This is a genomic window from Marmoricola sp. Leaf446, from assembly GCF_001424755.1.
Lineage (GTDB): Bacteria > Actinomycetota > Actinomycetes > Propionibacteriales > Nocardioidaceae > Marmoricola.
In genome coordinates this window covers 516,628-533,274 of the sequence record NZ_LMRF01000006.1, presented here as the reverse complement: position 1 = coordinate 533,274, position 16,647 = coordinate 516,628, and the positions used below count along the sequence as shown (strand labels likewise).

The 16,647-nt window shown below is 72.0% G+C and carries 15 protein-coding genes and 2 tRNA genes; 15 read left to right on the top strand and 2 right to left on the bottom strand.

Annotation, left to right across the window (positions count from 1 at the left end):
- The gene (gene pepN, locus ASG49_RS17165) at positions 1-2,544 is read right to left on the bottom strand and encodes an aminopeptidase N (RefSeq protein WP_056545023.1); all 2,544 of its coding nucleotides are present in this window, start codon (positions 2,542-2,544) and stop codon (positions 1-3) included.
- A gap of 54 nt (positions 2,545-2,598) precedes the next feature.
- Between pepN and ASG49_RS17160 the strand changes: the two genes are divergently transcribed.
- Positions 2,599-3,204: a hypothetical protein gene (locus ASG49_RS17160; protein WP_056544371.1), complete on the top strand. Its 606-nt coding sequence runs from the start codon at positions 2,599-2,601 to the stop codon at positions 3,202-3,204.
- On the opposite strand, the gene ASG49_RS17155 is transcribed toward ASG49_RS17160, so the two are convergent.
- Positions 3,201-3,899 carry a GPP34 family phosphoprotein gene (locus ASG49_RS17155; protein ID WP_056545020.1) on the bottom strand — a complete coding sequence of 233 codons (699 nt, stop codon included), beginning with the start codon at positions 3,897-3,899 and terminating at the stop codon, positions 3,201-3,203. The two genes, ASG49_RS17160 and ASG49_RS17155, sit on opposite strands and share 4 nt — an antisense overlap.
- 70 nt (positions 3,900-3,969) lie before the next feature.
- Between ASG49_RS17155 and metG the strand changes: the two genes are divergently transcribed.
- The 14 genes from metG (at position 3,970) to ASG49_RS17085 (ending at position 16,645) form a co-directional block, all read left to right on the top strand.
- A complete protein-coding gene (gene metG / locus ASG49_RS17150) occupies positions 3,970-5,775 on the top strand; it encodes a methionine--tRNA ligase (protein WP_056544368.1) in 1,806 nt (601 codons plus the stop codon).
- The gene (locus ASG49_RS17145) at positions 5,775-6,665 is read left to right on the top strand and encodes an alpha/beta hydrolase (RefSeq protein ID WP_056544365.1); all 891 of its coding nucleotides are present in this window, start codon (positions 5,775-5,777) and stop codon (positions 6,663-6,665) included. The genes metG and ASG49_RS17145 overlap by 1 nt, the downstream gene beginning before the upstream one ends.
- A gap of 30 nt (positions 6,666-6,695) precedes the next feature.
- The gene (locus tag ASG49_RS17140; RefSeq protein ID WP_056544362.1) at positions 6,696-7,265 is read left to right on the top strand and encodes a hypothetical protein; all 570 of its coding nucleotides are present in this window, start codon (positions 6,696-6,698) and stop codon (positions 7,263-7,265) included.
- Positions 7,266-7,299: 34 nt separating this feature from the next.
- A complete protein-coding gene (locus tag ASG49_RS17135; protein WP_056544358.1) occupies positions 7,300-7,797 on the top strand; it encodes a ribose-5-phosphate isomerase in 498 nt (165 codons plus the stop codon).
- Positions 7,790-8,629 carry an Fpg/Nei family DNA glycosylase gene (locus tag ASG49_RS17130; RefSeq protein ID WP_056544355.1) on the top strand — a complete coding sequence of 280 codons (840 nt, stop codon included), beginning with the start codon at positions 7,790-7,792 and terminating at the stop codon, positions 8,627-8,629. Before ASG49_RS17135 ends, ASG49_RS17130 begins: the two co-directional genes overlap by 8 nt.
- Positions 8,630-8,636: 7 nt before the next feature.
- On the top strand, positions 8,637-9,722 hold the full coding sequence (locus tag ASG49_RS17125; protein WP_056544352.1) for a PP2C family protein-serine/threonine phosphatase: 1,086 nt from the start codon (positions 8,637-8,639) through the stop codon (positions 9,720-9,722).
- A gap of 114 nt (positions 9,723-9,836) precedes the next feature.
- Positions 9,837-9,907 (top strand) — tRNA-Gly (locus tag ASG49_RS17120).
- 38 nt (positions 9,908-9,945) lie between these two features.
- Positions 9,946-10,018, top strand: a tRNA-Pro gene (locus ASG49_RS17115).
- A 40-nt stretch (positions 10,019-10,058) separates the two neighbouring features.
- On the top strand, positions 10,059-11,525 hold the full coding sequence (gene tig / locus ASG49_RS17110; protein ID WP_056544349.1) for a trigger factor: 1,467 nt from the start codon (positions 10,059-10,061) through the stop codon (positions 11,523-11,525).
- Between the two features lie 73 nt (positions 11,526-11,598).
- Complete coding sequence (locus ASG49_RS17105) at positions 11,599-12,825, top strand: hypothetical protein (protein ID WP_056544347.1); 1,227 nt, start codon at positions 11,599-11,601, stop codon at positions 12,823-12,825.
- A gap of 115 nt (positions 12,826-12,940) precedes the next feature.
- Positions 12,941-13,540, top strand: a complete 600-nt coding sequence (locus ASG49_RS17100) for an ATP-dependent Clp protease proteolytic subunit (protein WP_056545019.1) — start codon at positions 12,941-12,943, stop codon at positions 13,538-13,540.
- Between the two features lie 40 nt (positions 13,541-13,580).
- A complete protein-coding gene (locus ASG49_RS17095) occupies positions 13,581-14,195 on the top strand; it encodes an ATP-dependent Clp protease proteolytic subunit (protein ID WP_056544344.1) in 615 nt (204 codons plus the stop codon).
- Between the two features lie 135 nt (positions 14,196-14,330).
- Positions 14,331-15,608 (top strand): ATP-dependent Clp protease ATP-binding subunit ClpX, encoded by a 1,278-nt coding sequence (clpX, locus tag ASG49_RS17090; RefSeq protein ID WP_056544341.1) that lies wholly within the window; start codon positions 14,331-14,333, stop codon positions 15,606-15,608.
- A gap of 125 nt (positions 15,609-15,733) precedes the next feature.
- Positions 15,734-16,645, top strand: coding sequence for a hypothetical protein (locus ASG49_RS17085; RefSeq protein WP_056544336.1), 912 nt, complete (start codon positions 15,734-15,736; stop codon positions 16,643-16,645).
- Positions 16,646-16,647: the final 2 nt, after the last annotated feature.

The following is a 16,647-nucleotide window of genomic DNA, read 5'->3' as shown; positions in this document are numbered from 1 at the left end:
TCAGCCCCGATCGTGCGCCTGACCGGCGAGGTAGCGCTCGACGTCGGCCGCGCCCTCGCGCACGTAGCGCTTGGCCGCCGGGTTGGCCGGTGAGTCGCGCAGCCACGCGGTGACCTGCTCGAGCAGCTCGGGCGAGGCCATCGGCCGCGGGAACAGCCACTCCAGGGCGGTCGAGGCGCGCTGGGTGCCCTTGTCCTCCCACAGCGTGTCGGCGACCTCGAGGTAGCGCGCGACGTAGGGCCGCAGCACCTCCTCCTGTCCGGGCTGCATGAAGGCGAGCACCACGCTGCGCTGGGTCTCGTTGGGCACGTCGTCGCGGACCACGGCGAGCTCCCAGGCGGCGGCCTTGGCCTCCGCCGTGGGCCGGGCGGCGCGCGCGGACGCGGCGCGCTCCTGGCCCGAGATGGTGTGGTCGCGCTGCAGCTCGGCGTCGATGCGTGCGTCGTCGGCCGCCCCCTCGCGCGCCAGCGCGGACAGCAGCGTCCAGCGCAGGTCGGTGTCGACCACCAGGCCCTCGATGCCCGCGCTGCCGTCGAGCAGGCCCTCGAGCAGCGCCACCGACTCCTCGCTGCGGGCCGCCGAGGCGAGCGCGCGGGTGAAGGTCAGCTGGTGGTCGCTGCCCGGCTCCGCCGCGTCGAGCAGGTCGCGCAGGCCGCCCTCCCACCGGGCCCGCAGCGCGGGCCGGTGGGCCGGGTCGGAGAAGTGGTGCACGGCCTGGCTGGCGTAGCCGGGGATGCGCGAGGAGCCGAACGCGTCGGTCTCGCCCGCGATGTTGCCCAGCACCAGCTCGACGAAGTCGGTGGCGCGCATCTCGGCGTCGCGGGTCATGTCCCACGCCGCGCCCCAGCACAGCGCGCGGGCGAGGCTGTCGTCGAGCCGGCCGAGCCCGCCGACGACGGTGGCGAGCGAGCGCTCGTCGAGCCGGATCTTGGCGTAGGTGAGGTCGCCGTCGTTGAGCAGCAGCAGGTCGGGCTGGCGCACGCCGACCAGCTCGGGGACCTCGGTGGTCTCGCCGTCGACGTCCACCTCCACCGCCGTACGACGCACCAGCCGGCCGTCGACCTCGTCGTAGAGGCCGATGCCCAGCCGGTGACGGCGCAGGGTGGGGTGCTCGACCGTGGCGGTCTGCTCGATCGCGAAGGCGGTGTAGGCGCCGTCGGCGCCGGTCTCCGCGCGCGGGGTGAGGGTGTTGACGCCGCTGGTCTGCAACCACTCCTTGGCCCAGGAGTCCAGCTCGCGGCCCGAGGCGGTCTCCAGCGCGCTCAGCAGGTCGCTGAACTCGGAGTTGCCGAACGCGTGGGCCTTGAAGTAGGCCCGCAGCCCGACCAGGAAGTTGTCCAGGCCGACCCACGCCACGAGCTGCTTGAGCACCGAGGCGCCCTTGGCGTAGGTGATGCCGTCGAAGTTGACCTCGACGGCCTGCAGGTCGTGGTTGTCGGCGGCGATCGGGTGGGTGCTGGGCAGCTGGTCCTGGCGCAGCGCCCAGTTCTTGCGGGCGTTGGTGAAGCCGGTCCACGACTCGTCGAACTCGGTGGCCTCGACCGCCGCGTGGTAGCAGGCCCACTCGGCGAAGGACTCGTTGAGCCACAGGTCGTCCCACCAGCGCATCGTGACGAGGTCGCCGAACCACATGTGCGCCATCTCGTGGAGGATCACCGAGGCCCGGAACTCGTAGAACGAGGCGTCCTGGCGGCTGCGGGGGAGGTACTCGTCGCGCAGCGTCACCGCACCGGCGTTCTCCATCGCGCCCATGTTGTACTCCGGCACGTAGAGCTGGTCGTACTTGCCGAACGGGTAGGGGTAGTCGAAGGCCTCCTCGAAGAAGGCGAAGCCCTGGCTGGTGAGCTTGACCAGCTCGGCGGTGTCCATGTGCTCGACCAGCGACTGGCGGCAGTAGTGGCCGAGCGGGATGTCGCCGTGCTTGCCGCGGTGGACGTCGTGCTCCGCGTGGTACTCCCCGGCGATGATCGCGGTGATGTAGGTCGACATCGGCTCGGTCGCCGGGAAGTGCCACACCGCGCGGCTGCCGTCGAGCGCCTCGGGCTCGGGCGTCGCGGCGTTGCTGACCACCACCCAGTCGGCCGGGGCGGTGACGTGGAAGGTGAAGCGGCTCTTGAGGTCGGGCTGCTCGAACGTGGTGTAGACGCGGCGGGCGTCGGGGACCTCGAACTGGGAGTAGGTGTAGACCCGGTCGTCGGCGGGGTCCACGAAGCGGTGCAGGCCCTCCCCGGTGCGCGAGTAGGGCAGGGTCGCGCGCACGACCAGCTCGTTGTCGGCCTGCAGCCCGGACAGGGTGATGCGGTGGTCGGCGTACACCTGGGAGGCGTCGAGGGCGGTGCCGTTGAGGACCACCTCGTGCACGGTCGCTCCGACCAGGTCGGCGAACGTCTCGGCCCCGGGCTCGGTGCTGCGAAAGCGCAGCGTGGTGGTGGACTCGAAGGTGGTCTCGCTCGAGGTGAGGTCCAGCGCGACGTCGTACGACGCGACCTCCAGGAGGCGGGCGCGCTGCTGCGCCTCGTCGCGGGTCAGGTTGGTTCCAGGCATGGGACCGATCATGTCACTCGGGAATCACCGGTCCTCCCGCTAGGTTCGCCCACCATGAGCAAAGACCGCGCCGACTTCTGGTTCGACCCCCGCTGCCCCTTCGCCTGGATCACCTCACGCTGGATGCTCGAGGTCGAGCAGGTCCGCGACATCGAGGTCCACTGGCACGTGATGAGCCTGGCCTACCTCAACCAGGACAAGGACATCCCGCAGGACTACCGGGACATGCTCGACCAGGCCTGGGGCCCGGTGCGGGTCTGCATCAAGGCCGAGCAGGAGCACGGCAGCGAGGTGCTGCTGCCGCTCTACACCGCCATGGGCACCCGCATCCACGTGGAGGGCCAGGAGTTCGGCAAGCAGATCGCGATCGACGCGCTCGCCGACGCCGGCCTCCCGCCGGAGCTGATCGACGCCTACGACGACACCTCCCTCGACGAGGCGGTGGCCCGGAGCCACCACGAGGGCATGGACGCGGTCGGCGACGACGTCGGCACGCCGACCATCCACATCAACGGCACCGCGTTCTTCGGTCCCGTCATCACCAAGGCGCCGCGCGGCGAGGAGGCCGGGAAGCTCTGGGACGGCTGCGTCGCCGTCGCGTCCTACCCGCTGTTCTTCGAGCTCAAGCGGAGCCGGTCCGCGGACCTGGACTTCAGCTAGCTCGACCCGGCGGTGGCGGCCGCGGACGACGCGACCATGGCCGCCACCACCGCGGCCTGGGCCGCAGCGACGGCGTCCTTGACGCCCTTCGCGGCCCAGTCGCCCTCGGCGACGGCCTTGGCGCGCTTCTTGACCTCGCCGGCGGGGACGTCGCCGCGGTCCACCACGCGGTGGGCGACCCCGAGGCCGTGCAGCAGCGCCACCAGGCCCGCCGTCCGCGGGTCGGGCGTCCCGCCGCGCAGCAGCGCGGAGTCCAGCGCCTGGCGCACCTGCGTCTCGTGGCGGGCGTCGGCGGCGGGCCACCGGGTGGTGGGGAAGAGCCCCATCACCCTGCCCTCGCGCCGCTCGACCAGCCCGCGCCCGGCGAGCCGCTCGAGCAGCGGGTCGCGCTGCTTCCTGCCGAGGCGTCCGACGAGGTCCTGGGCGGTGCGCTCCTTCTCCGCCACCGTGTCGTACGCCGCCCGCAGCACCGGGTCGCCGGGCAGCGAGCCCGTGACGTGGACCCGGGCGGCCTGGGTGAAGCCCCACTTCCGGCCGGGCTCGTCGACGTCGACGTGCCCGCCCAGGGCCAGGTCGACCAGGTGGGCGCCGCCGAGACCGGTGTCGAGGTAGCTCGCGTGGGTGAGCCTGCCGGAGTCGTCGTCCAGCAGGATCAGCAGCAGGTCCTCGGCGATCAGCAGCGGTGCGTCCGTCATGGTCACGACGCTAGGCAGCGCGCCTCCCCGCCGCCAGTGCCAGATGTCACCGGAACCTAGGATCAGCGTCATGAGCAGAGTGCTGTCCGCCGTCGCCTGGCCCTACGCCAACGGCCCCCGCCACATCGGCCACGTGGCCGGGTTCGGCGTCCCCTCCGACGTCTTCAGCCGCTACATGCGGATGGCGGGCCACGACGTGCTGATGGTCTCGGGCACCGACGAGCACGGCACCCCGATCCTGATCGCGGCCGACGAGGCCGGCGTGACGCCGCAGCAGCTGGCCGACAGCAACCACCGGGTGATCGCCGAGGACCTCGCGGCGCTCGGGATCTCCTACGACCTCTACACCCGCACCACCACCCGCAACCACACCGCGGTGGTGCAGGAGCTCTTCACCGGCGTCCACGCCAACGGCTACTTCCTCGAGCAGACGACGTACGGCGCGATCAGCCCGTCCACGGGGCGCACCCTGCCCGACCGCTACATCGAGGGCACCTGCCCGATCTGCGGCTACGACAAGGCCCGCGGCGACCAGTGCGACAACTGCGGCAACCAGCTCGACCCCGCCGACCTGAAGAACCCGCGCTCGCGCATCAACGGCGAGACGCCGGAGTTCGTGGAGACCCAGCACTTCTTCCTCGACCTCCCCGCCCTGGCCGGCGCGCTGGGGGAGTGGCTCGACGAGCGGGAGGCCAGCGGCACCTGGCGGCCCAACGTCATCAAGTTCAGCCAGAACATCCTCGAGGACATCCGGCCGCGCGCGATGACCCGCGACATCGACTGGGGCATCCCGGTCCCGCTGGACGGTTGGCGCGAGAACCCCAGCAAGCGGCTCTACGTCTGGTTCGACGCCGTCGTGGGCTACCTCTCGGCGAGCATCGAGTGGGCCCGCAGGACCGGCGACCCCGAGGCGTGGCGGCAGTGGTGGAACGACCCCGAGGCGCTGTCCTACTACTTCATGGGCAAGGACAACATCACCTTCCACAGCCAGATCTGGCCGGCCGAGCTGCTGGCGTACTCCGGGAAGGGCGACAGGGGCGGCGAGCCCGGCCGCCTGGGCGAGCTGGACCTGCCGACCGAGGTGGTCTCGAGCGAGTTCCTCACCATGGAGGGCCGCAAGTTCTCCTCCTCGCAGCGCGTCGTGATCTACGTCCGCGACCTCCTCAGCCGCTACCAGCCCGACGCGTTCCGCTACTTCGTCGCGGCTGCCGGCCCCGAGAACCAGGACAGCGACTTCACCTGGGCGGAGTTCGTGCGCCGCACCAACGACGAGCTGGTCGCCGGGTGGGGCAACCTGGTCAACCGCACCGCCTCGATGGTGGCCAAGAGCTTCGGGGAGGTCCCGGCGGCGGGCCCGCTCACCGAGGCCGACGAGGCGCTGCTGGCCCGGGTCGAGCAGAGCTTCACCGTGGTCGGCGACCTCATCGCGCGGCACCGGCAGAAGGCCGCGATCGGCGAGGCGATGAAGGTCGTGGGCGAGGTCAACCGCTACGTCACCGACACCGCGCCCTGGGCACTGAAGGGCGAGGACCAGCGCGAGCGGCTCGGCACCGTGCTGCACGTGCTGACGCAGTGCGTGGCCGACCTCAACACGGTGCTCTCGCCGTTCCTGCCGTTCTCGGCCAACGCGGTCGACCTCGTGCTGGGCGGTGAGGGTCGGGTGCAGCCGATGCCGCAGCTGGTGGAGTCCGAGGACCTCGACGGCGGCCCGGGCTACCCGGTCCTGACCGGCGACTACACCACCGCGGCCCGCTGGGAGCGCCGTCCGGTCGTGCCGGGCACCCCGGTCGCCAAGCCCACGCCGGTCTTCACCAAGCTCGACCCCGAGGTGGTCGACGTGGAGCTGGCGCGGCTCTCCGACGGGGGAGCGGGCTGATGCTGTTCCCCCAGGCCCGCCGCGCGGTCGAGGCCGCCGCGGGCGACACCCCGGTCCAGGACCCGGGCTTCGACGTCGTCTCGGCCCGCGCCGAGGCGCAGCGCGTGGCGCTGGCCGAGCCCCGGGAGCCGGTCGCCGAGGTGCGTGACGTCGATACCGACGGCGTCCCCTGCCGCCTCTACGTGCCCGCGGGTGCCGCGCCGGGCGTGGTGGTGCACCTGCACGGGGGCGGGTTCGTCCTCAACGACGTCGAGGTCCACGACAACGCCGCCCGGCGCCTGGCCGACCGGTGTGGCCTGGCCGTGCTCGGCGTCGACTACCGGCGGCCGCCGGAGCACCGGTTCCCGGCCGCGCCCGACGACGTCTCCACCGTGGTCGGCTGGCTGGACGCGCACGCCGACGCGGAGGGTCTGGCCGGCCCGGCGTACGCCCACGGCGACAGCGCGGGAGCCAACCTCGCCCTGGTCGCAGCACTTCGCCACCCGGGCCGGTTCACGGCGCTCGCGCTGACCTACCCGTTCCTCGACCCGCGGGGCGAGGGCGCGTCGTACGGGCTGGAGGGCGTGGGCTTCGAGCGCGGGGGAGCGCAGTGGTACTGGCAGCAGTACGCCGGGACGCCCGCCGACCTCGACGACCCCGACCTCGCTCCGCTGCGCTCGAGCGACGCGCGGCTGGCCACGCTGCCGCCGACGCTGGTCACCACCGCCGAGGGCGACCCGCTCCGCGACGAGGGCGAGCTGCTCGCCCGCCGGCTGGCCGAGCTGGGGGTCGAGGTGACGGCCACGCGCTACCTCGGGCAGGTGCACGGCTTCTGGCGCCACCCGTCGGTCTTCGACGCCGCCGAGCCGCTGACGCGCCAGGTGGCCGGCTTCCTGCGGATGCACCCCTGAGGCGGGCCCCGGCCTCCTAGGGTGTGCGCCATGAGCGCCCAGATGCACCTGCCCCGGTTCTACGTCCGCCAGAAGGTGACCATGATGGTCAACCGCTACGCGATCACCGAGGCGAACCCCGACGGGTCCGACGGCCGGCTGATGGCGATCGCGCAGCAGAAGCGGATGGCGTTCAAGGAGCAGGTGACGTTCTTCCGCGACGAGGGCCGCACCCAGCCGGTGTTCTCCTTCGCCGCGCGGCAGCGGATGGACCTCAACGCGGGCTACGACGTGCGCGACGCCGAGGGAGGCCACCTCGGCTCCTTCCGCAAGGACTTCGGCCAGAGCCTGCTGCGCTCGACCTTCCACCTCAGCGCGCCCGGGCTCGAGGCGACCGGCCGCGAGCGCAACCAGGTCGTGGCGATCCTGCGGCGCTTCGTCGACCTGCCGTTCTCCTTCCACTTCGACTTCGTCGACACCCAGACCGGGCAGGTGGTGATGAGCTCGGAGCGGCAGATGTCGCTGCGCGACCGCTACACCGTGACGGTGCCCGACCCGCGCATCGACTTCCGGCTGGCGGCCTCGATGGCCGTCGGGCTGGACGCCCTGCTCGCCCGCTGAGCCACCTGACGTGGGCGCGGACTAGCCTGGCGCCATGCGCGTGCACCTCGGTTCCGACCACGCCGGCCTGGAGCTCAAGGACCACCTCGTCGGGTGGTTGCGGGAGCAGGGGCACGAGCCGGTCGACCACGGCCCCTTCGTCCACGACGCCCAGGACGACTACCCCGTGTTCTGCCTGCGGGCGGCGCAGGGCGTGGTCGCCGACCCCGGCAGCCTCGGCGTCGTCATCGGCGGCTCCGGCAACGGCGAGCAGATCGCGGCCAACAAGGTCGACGGCGTCCGCTGCGCCCTGGCGTGGAGCGAGGAGACCGCCGCGCTCGGACGCCAGCACAACGACGCCAACGTGGTCTCGGTGGGCGGGCGGATGCACAGCCTCGAGGACATGACCCGCTTCGTCGAGGTCTTCCTCGGCACCGACTTCTCCGGCGAGGAGCGCCACTCCCGGCGGATCGGGATGCTCTCGGCGTACGAGACGACGGGCGAGCTGCCGCCGCTGCCGGAGTCCGCGGTCGGGCTCGGCCCGGATGCCTGAGGGCCACACCCTCTTCCGGCTGGCCACCTCGCTGCGCGACGCGTTCGCGGGCGACGTCGTGGCCTCGGGGAGCCCGCAGGGCCGGTTCCAGGAGTCCGCCGAGCAGCTCGACGGGCTGACGCTGCTGGGGGCGAGCTCGCGCGGCAAGCACCTGTTCGTCGACTTCGAGCAGGACCGCGCCGTGCACGTGCACCTCGGCCTCTACGGCAAGTTCGTGGTGCGCCCCGTGCCCGAGCCCGGTCCGGCGCCCTACCCGGTCGGGCAGGTGCGGTGGCGGCTGGTCTCCGGCTCGGCGTACGCCGACCTGCGCGGTGCCACCGCCTGCGAGCTGGTCACCCCGGAGGCGCGCCAGGGCATCCTCGACCGGCTCGGCCCCGACCCGCTCGACCCGGGCGCGGACCCCGAGCGCGCCTGGGCCCGCATCAGTCGCAGCCGCGCCCCCATCGGCGGGCTGCTGATGGACCAGGCGGTGGTGGCCGGGGTCGGCAACGTCTACCGCGCCGAGGTGCTGTTCCGGCACCGGCTGCACCCGCTGCGGCCCGGCAGGACGCTGCGCCGCGGCCAGTTCGCGGCCCTGTGGGAGGACCTCGTGGTGCTGCTGCACGACGGGGTGCGCGCCGGGCAGATCCGCACGCTGCGGCCCGAGCACGCCGCCGTCGCCCGGGAGGCCTCGAAGCTCGAGCACCGACGCGTGAAGAACTACGTCTACCGCCGACAGGGCCAGCCCTGCCTGGTGTGCGGGGCGACCGTGCGCACCGAGGAGCTGCAGCACCGCAACTCGTTCTGGTGTCCGCGTTGCCAGCCCGTGTTCCGCTCCCGCGCCGTAGGGTAGGCCGATCGTGAGCCTGCTGGAGTCCCTGTCCCTGCCCGACGCGCGCCGCCGGCTGCGGGCCTCCTTCTCCGCGTCCGACACCCCGGCGCTCGTGGTGCTGGTGGCGATGACCGTCGGCCTCGTGGTCAGCGGCTTCGCGTGGCCCACGGTCGTCCCCGCCAACACGCTCGTGCTGCCGATGATCGTCGGCAGCCTGTGGCTGGGGCCGCGCTCGCTGCCGTGGTTCACGGTGTTCGTGTGCCTGGGTGTCTGCGTGATGCTGCTCGAGCCGAGCGTGAACCTGAACTACCGGTCCGTGGTGCGCACCGCGGTCATCTTCGCGGTCGCGGTGATCATCCTGTTCACGTCCTTCCGGCGCAGCCGGCTGGGGGTCTCGGGCCCGCGCGGCGAGTCGATGTTCGTCGACCTGCGCGACCGGATCTCGCGCCAGGGGGTGCTGCCGGAGCTCCCCGACCGGTGGTCGGTGGAGGCCGTCGTGCGCTCGGCCGGGGGCACCCAGTTCGCCGGCGACTTCGTGGTCGCGCGACGCTCGTTCGACGACTGCCTCGACGTGGTGCTGGTCGACGTCTCCGGCAAGGGCGTGGAGGCGGGGTCGCGCTCGCTGTTCCTGTCCGGGGCGTTCAACGGCATCGTCTCGGCGCTGCCCGGCGAGGAGTTCCTCCCCGCGGCCAACACCTACCTGCTGGGCCAGGACTGGGACGAGGGGTTCGCCACGGCGATCCACCTGCACCTCGACCTCACGACCGGCGACTTCGAGCTGCGCAAGGCCGGCCACCCGCCGGCGGTGTGGCTGCACGCGGGCTCCGGACGGTGGACCGTGGTCGCCTCCGACGGCCCGGTGCTGGGGCTGATCCCGGACGCCGACTTCGAGTGCGTGCGCGGCCGGCTGGCGGCCGGCGACGGCCTGATGCTGTTCACCGACGGGCTCGTGGAGACGGCGACGCGCGACATCGCGCTGGGCATCGACAAGCTCGCCGGGCTGGGGGAGGGCATGCTCCAGCGCGGGTTCGACGGCGCCGCGGAGCGGACCGTCTCGGCGATCACCCACACCAACGACGACCGGGCGCTGATCGTGGTGCACCGACGCTGGTAGCCCGGTGCCGACGGGTCGCCGGTGGTGCGGGGCTGGTTCGGAGCGGGGCACGCGGCTGTGGCACGATGGTCCGTGCCCGAGAAGCACAGGCGCGCTGACGCGCGCCCCGGGCGCGCGGATGTAGCTCAATGGTAGAGCCTCAGTCTTCCAAACTGATGACGCGGGTTCGATTCCCGTCATCCGCTCTGCAAGGGCCTTCCCACGCCCGTGGGAGAGCCCTTCGCGGGGCGTAGCGTAGTGGCTAGCGCGCCTGCTTTGGGAGCAGGAGACCGCAGGTTCGAGTCCTGTCGCCCCGACCCCACGACGCACCACCGACCACAACGAGGAGACAGACCTGTGAAGAGCGCCGTCGAGACGCTGAGCCCGACCCGGGCCAAGATCACCGTCGAGGTGCCCTTCGAGGAGCTCAAGCCGAGCCTCGACGCGGCCTACCAGTCCATCGCCAAGCAGGTGAACATCCCCGGCTTCCGCAAGGGCAAGGTGCCGCCGCCGGTGATCGACCGCCAGGTCGGGCGCGGCGCCGTCCTCGACCAGGCGATCAACGACGCCCTGCCCCAGCTCTACGTGCAGGCGCTGCAGGAGAACGACCTCCAGCCCCTGGCCCAGCCCGAGATCGACGTGACCCGGCTCGAGGACAACACGCTCTTCGAGTTCACCGCCGAGGTCGACGTGCGGCCGAGCATCGAGCTCCCGTCGTACGACGGCCTCAGCGTGCAGGTCGACGACCTGGCCGTGAGCGACGAGGACGTCCAGGAGCAGGTCGAGGCGCTGCGCGAGCGCTTCGCCACCCTCAAGGACGTCGAGCGCGCGGCCGCCGACGGCGACCTGGTCACCATCGACCTCGAGGCCACCGCCCCCGACGGCGAGGCCATCGAGGGCGGTCAGGTCTCCGACTACTCCTACAAGGTGGGCTCGGGCGACATGCTCGAGGGCATCGACGACGCGCTGCGCGGCCTGTCCGCCGGCGAGGAGGCGACCTTCACCTCCCAGCTCGTGGGCGGCGACCTCGCCGGCCAGGACGTCTCGGTGACCGTCAAGGTCTCCGCCGTCAAGGAGCAGGAGCTCCCCGAGCTCGACGACGACTTCGCCCAGACCGCCTCGGAGTTCGACACCGTCGAGGAGCTGCGCGCCGACGTCAGCACCCGCCTCGAGCGCGGCAAGCGCCTCGAGCAGGCCGCCGCCGCGCGCGACGCGGTGCTCGAGCAGCTGCTCGACGGCGCCGAGGTGCCGCTCCCGGAGGCCCTGGTCACCGAGGAGCTCGCCGCCCGTCGCCAGGAGATCGAGCAGCAGCTGGCCTACGCGGGCATGACGATGGAGGCCTACCTCGACTCCGAGGAGCAGACCATCGACGAGTTCGAGGCCGAGCTGGAGAAGCGGGTGCGCGACGCCGTCGCGTCGCAGTTCCTGCTCGACGAGATCGCCAAGAGCCAGGAGATCGGCGTCGAGCAGGAGGAGCTGCAGGCCCACCTGATGCGCCGCGCGCAGCAGTCGGGCCAGAACCCCGAGGAGTTCATCAAGCACATGCTCGAGCACAACCACGTGCCCGAGATGGTCTCCGAGGTCGTCCGCGGCAAGGCGCTGGCCAGCATCGTGGAGTCCGCGACCGTCACCGACGAGTCCGGCAACCCCGTCGACCTGAAGAACCTCCGTCCCGACGGCAGCCTGGGCGAGCCCGCTGCCGAGGAGACCGAGTCCGCCGAGGCGCCCGCCGACGAGGCCGCGACGGACACCGCCGAGGAAGGTGCCGACGGCGCCTCGGACGAGCCCGCGACGGACGCCGAGGGCGACGCCGCCAAGGCCTGAGCACGAGCACCACGCCGACGAGCGGGGCCGGGTCGTTGACCTGGCCCCGCTTTTCGGTGAACACTTGTTCACTGTGAAGCAGGCAGAGGCGAACAACCTGGACGCGGCCGCGTTGGCGGCCCACTACGCGGAGGACCTCCTCCTCGGCACCGTCCGGGACGTGCACGGCGCGATCGCCGGGCGCATCCACGGGCTCAACGACAAGCTCAACGGCGGGGGGCCGACGGTCTCCCACCGGGTCCACGACGGCATCGCCCGGTGCGTCTACGGCGGCCTCAGCCTCGGGCTCAAGGCCGGCGCCCGCGGCCTGACGCAGGTCGGTCGCACCGGCGTCGGGGGCCGGCTGGAGGACACGCCCCACGGCCGCTTCCTGACCTCGGCGGTCAACGGGCTGATCGGCGACCGGCTGACCGAGCAGGCCCATCCCTTCGCCTTCGACATGGGCGTCCGCGTGGGCCACCACGACGTCGTCCTGGACGAGGCCGGCGTGGCCGCCGCCTTCCCAGACGCGGGTGAGAGGGTCGTGGTCTTCGTGCACGGCCTGTGCGAGAACGAGGCGTTCTGGAACCGCGAGGCACGGCCCCGGCAGGACGACCGGCCCGCGGCCGCGACCAGCTACGGCGAGCGGCTGCGGACCGAGGACGGCTGGACCCCGGTCTTCGTCCGGGTCAACACCGGGCTCCCGGTGGCCGAGAACGGCGTCGCCATGGCGGCGCTGCTCGACCGGCTCGTGGAGTGCTGGCCGACCGACGTGCGCCGGCTGGCGCTGGTGGGCCACTCGATGGGCGGCCTGATCCTGCGTGCCGCCTGCGCCGTGACGACCGACCGGGACACCCCGTGGACCGACCTCGTCACCGACGTGGTCTGCCTGGGCACCCCCCACCTCGGCGCGCCGCTCGAACGGGTCGTGGACCGCGGCGTCGCGGCGCTCGGGCGGCTGCCGGAGTCCGCGCCCTTCGGACGGATCTTGGAGTACCGCTCGGTGGGCATCCTGGACCTGCGTCACGGCCTGGCCCGCGACGTGCAGAACCTCCCGAGGGCGCGCTACCGCCTCGTGGCAGCGACCCTGTCGAGCTCGCCGCGGTCGGTCTCGGCCGGCTCGCTGGGCGACATGCTCGTGCCCTACGCCTCGGCGCTGGGCCGGCCGCGTCGAGGTCCGGAGATGTTCCCGGGGGCCGAGACGCTGCACATCCGCGGCGGGCACTTCGACCTGCTCAACCACGACGACGTGTACGCCGCGATCAAGGGCTGGCTGCGCGACCGCACCGACCCCCCGACGCGCGACGAGGCGCCCGTCTGATCCGCTGTGGGCGAACACGGGGGGTGGGCCCGTGGAATTGTCGGAGCGGCCGTCTAGGGTCGGTCCCGTGACTGAGAACTCCACGTCCGACCGGCCCGACCGGGTCGCACCGCAGATGAACGGCGGGGGCTCCTACGGCCTCGACGACCACATCTACCAGCGCCTGCTCCGCGAGCGCATCGTCTTCCTCGGCTCCGAGGTGCGCGACCAGAACGCCAACGCGATCTGTGCGCAGCTGCTGCTGCTGAGCGCGGAGGACCCCGAGGCCGACATCTTCCTCCACATCAACAGCCCGGGCGGCTCGGTGGACTCCGGCATGGCGATCTACGACACCATGAACTACATCCCCAACGACGTCGCGACCGTGGCCATGGGCCTCGCGGCCTCGATGGGCCAGTTCCTGCTCTGCGCCGGCACGGCCGGCAAGCGCTACTCCCTGCCCCACGCGCGCATCATGATGCACCAGCCCTCGGGCGGCATGGGCGGCTCCGCCTCCGACATCCGGATCCAGGCCGAGCAGTCGCTGCACATCAAGAAGGTGATGCAGGAGCTGATCGCCGAGCACACCGGCCAGACCCTGGAGCAGATCGAGCGCGACTCCGACCGCGACCGCTGGTTCACCGCCAGCCAGGCCAAGGACTACGGCTTCATCGACCACGTCATCAGCAGCGCGCGCGAGGCGGCCGACGAGGGCCGCCCGGCCCGCGGCAAGTGACCCTCCCGACCGTCCCGACGCGACCAGAATCGAGCTCGACATGAACTACTACATCCCGCAGTGGGAGGAGCGGACGTCCTACGGCGTCCGTCGCATCGACCCCTACGCCAAGCTGTTCGAGGACCGCATCATCTTCCTCGGCACCCCGATCAGCGACGACATCGCCAACGCGGTGATGGCGCAGCTGCTGTGCCTGGAGTCGATGGACCCCTCGCGCGACATCCAGATCTACATCAACTCACCCGGTGGCTCGTTCACGGCGATGACCGCCATCTACGACACCATGCAGTTCATCCAGCCCGACGTGCAGACGGTGTGCCTGGGCCAGGCCGCCTCCGCCGCGGCCGTGCTGCTGGCCGCCGGTGCGCCGGGCAAGCGCCTGGCGCTGCCCAACAGCCGGATCCTGATCCACCAGCCCTACACCGAGGGCACCTACGGCCAGAGCTCGGACATCGAGATCCAGGCCAACGAGATCCTGCGGATGCGCGAGCTGCTCGAGCGCCTCATCGCCGAGCACTCGGGCAAGACGCCCGCCGAGGTCAACCTCGACATCGAGCGCGACAAGATCCTCACCGCGCAGGCGGCGCTGGAGTACGGCCTGATCGACTCGCTGCTGGAGTCGCGCAAGGCCGTGGCGATCGGGGCCGGGCGCTAGCCAGGTCCCGCGCGGTCCGGGTCGCCGTGTCCCCACGTGGGAGCGGCGACATCGGAGTACGGTTTCGAGACACCGCCCCCGGGCGGTGCCGGATGCACTGGGTCGCCGGGGCCCAGTCCGACGAAGAGGGTGTGCATGGCACGGATCGGTGACGGGGGAGACCTCCTGAAGTGCTCCTTCTGCGGCAAGAGCCAGAAGCAGGTCAAGAAGCTCATCGCAGGCCCCGGGGTCTACATCTGCGACGAGTGCATCGACCTGTGCAACGAGATCATCGAGGAGGAGCTCAACGAGACCTCCGAGGTGGGTCTCGACGAGCTGCCCAAGCCGCGGGAGATCTTCGAGTTCCTCAACTCCTACGTCATCGGGCAGGAGCAGGCCAAGAAGTCGCTCGCGGTCGCGGTCTACAACCACTACAAGCGGGTGCAGGCCGGGGTGGCGTCGGGCTCGTCGAAGAGCCGTGAGGACGCGGTCGAGGTGGCCAAGTCCAACATCCTGGTCATCGGCCCCACCGGGTGCGGCAAGACCTACCTGGCCCAGACGCTGGCCCGGATGCTCAACGTGCCCTTCGCGATCGCCGACGCGACCGCGCTCACCGAGGCCGGCTACGTCGGCGAGGACGTCGAGAACATCCTGCTCAAGCTGATCCAGGCGGCCGACTACGACGTCAAGAAGGCCGAGACCGGCATCATCTACATCGACGAGATCGACAAGGTGGCCCGCAAGGCCGAGAACCCTTCGATCACGCGCGACGTCTCCGGCGAGGGCGTGCAGCAGGCGCTGCTCAAGATCCTCGAGGGCACCACCGCCTCGGTGCCGCCCCAGGGCGGGCGCAAGCACCCGCACCAGGAGTTCATCCAGATCGACACCACCAACATCCTGTTCGTGGTGGGCGGGGCGTTCGCCGGTCTCGAGCACATCGTCGAGCAGCGGGTGGGCAAGAAGTCGCTGGGCTTCACCGCCGAGATGCGGGCCACCAACGACACCGACCCCGACGAGATGTTCGACCAGGTGCGTCCCGAGGACCTGGTGAAGTTCGGTCTGATCCCCGAGTTCATCGGCCGGCTGCCGCTGATCGCCAGCGTCAACAAGCTCGACCAGGCCGCGCTGGTGCAGATCCTGACCGAGCCGCGCAACGCGCTGATCAAGCAGTACCAGAAGCTCTTCGACCTCGACGGCGTCGAGCTCGAGTTCACCGCCGACGCCGTGGAGGCCATCGCCGACAAGGCGATGGAGCGCGGCACCGGCGCCCGCGGGCTGCGGGCGATCATCGAGGAGGTCCTCCTCAACGTGATGTACGACGTCCCCTCGCGCACCGACATCGGCAAGGTCGTGGTGACCGGCGACGTCGTCTCCGACCACGTGAACCCCACCCTGGTGCCGCGCGAGGCGCCCAAGAAGAAGAAGTCGGCCTAGTTCCCGGCCGTCGCGGGTAGACCACCTGCCCGCTTTGCTAGACCACCCACCGCTGGTCCGTTTTTGCCCGTATTCTTGGCATTACGGGGGCGGCCCACGTGGCCGTGATGTGGGGGGAGGCAGCGATGCAGGGAGAACACCGGCGACCGCTGCTGGCGTTCCTCGGGGTGAGCTGCCTGGCGGCACTCATCCTGGGTCAGTCACTGACCCAGTCCGACGTCGTCCGTGACCGGGCGGCGGCAGCGCCCGTGACGGCGGTGCCCTCGACCACGCTGCTCCTCGGCGGCCGGCTAACCGCCCGGCCGAACCCCCCGGGTCCGACGCCCACGCCCCTGCCCGAGGCGCTCACCGCGCCGTTCGTGGGCGGGGGCGGCGCGCCCACCACCACCCTCACGACCACGTCGAGCACCGGGTTCGCCCCGGTCGCGACGCCGGTCGCCGCGGTCACCAGCGTGTCCGCCGACCGGAGCGCCGGGTCGACCTCCTCGGTCGTCACCGCCGCCGGTCGACCCGCCTCCGCCGCCTCCAGGCCCGCGCGTGAGGACAAGCCCCGTCCGGCGAAGGCGCCCACCACGCGCGCGGTGAGCGCGCGCCCGCCCGCCCCGGCACGACCGACCACGCCGGCTGCCCCGTCCAAGCCGACGACGGCCCAGCCGGGCCCGCCGTCCCAGCCGTCCCGGCCGACGGTGCAGGCAGGAGCGGTGGCACGGCCCACGCCGGTCGGCGTCGCGGCCGGCAGCGGGAACGGCGGTGGCAACGGCGCCGACAAGGGCAAGGGCGTCGGTCGGAGCCGTACGGTGACCGTACGGGCGGTCGCGACCGTCGCGCCGGCGCCGGTCGCCCGGCCCGAGCGGCCGCAGCGACCCGATCGTGCGGCGCGAGCGGTGCGGGAGCGGGCCGACCGGCCCGCACGCGACGAGAAGGCGGCCCGTCCGAGCAAGGCCGCCCGTCCGGACAGGGCCGCTCGCCCCGACAAGGCCGCCCGACCCGACCGCCACGGTGCACCCGGCCGGGGCGGGCACGGCCGGGGCCGCTGACC

Excerpts from the sequence above, each read along its gene's own strand:
- pepN (WP_056545023.1), bottom strand. The coding sequence starts at position 2,544 with ATGCCTGGAACCAACCTGACCCGCGACGAGGCGCAGCAGCGCGCCCGC.
- ASG49_RS17160 (WP_056544371.1), top strand. The coding sequence starts at position 2,599 with ATGAGCAAAGACCGCGCCGACTTCTGGTTCGACCCCCGCTGCCCCTTC.
- ASG49_RS17155 (WP_056545020.1), bottom strand. The coding sequence starts at position 3,899 with ATGACGGACGCACCGCTGCTGATCGCCGAGGACCTGCTGCTGATCCTG.
- metG (WP_056544368.1), top strand. The coding sequence starts at position 3,970 with ATGAGCAGAGTGCTGTCCGCCGTCGCCTGGCCCTACGCCAACGGCCCC.
- ASG49_RS17145 (WP_056544365.1), top strand. The coding sequence starts at position 5,775 with ATGCTGTTCCCCCAGGCCCGCCGCGCGGTCGAGGCCGCCGCGGGCGAC.
- ASG49_RS17140 (WP_056544362.1), top strand. The coding sequence starts at position 6,696 with ATGAGCGCCCAGATGCACCTGCCCCGGTTCTACGTCCGCCAGAAGGTG.
- ASG49_RS17135 (WP_056544358.1), top strand. The coding sequence starts at position 7,300 with ATGCGCGTGCACCTCGGTTCCGACCACGCCGGCCTGGAGCTCAAGGAC.
- ASG49_RS17130 (WP_056544355.1), top strand. The coding sequence starts at position 7,790 with ATGCCTGAGGGCCACACCCTCTTCCGGCTGGCCACCTCGCTGCGCGAC.
- ASG49_RS17100 (WP_056545019.1), top strand. The coding sequence starts at position 12,941 with ATGAACGGCGGGGGCTCCTACGGCCTCGACGACCACATCTACCAGCGC.
- ASG49_RS17095 (WP_056544344.1), top strand. The coding sequence starts at position 13,581 with ATGAACTACTACATCCCGCAGTGGGAGGAGCGGACGTCCTACGGCGTC.
- clpX (WP_056544341.1), top strand. The coding sequence starts at position 14,331 with ATGGCACGGATCGGTGACGGGGGAGACCTCCTGAAGTGCTCCTTCTGC.
- ASG49_RS17085 (WP_056544336.1), top strand. The coding sequence starts at position 15,734 with ATGCAGGGAGAACACCGGCGACCGCTGCTGGCGTTCCTCGGGGTGAGC.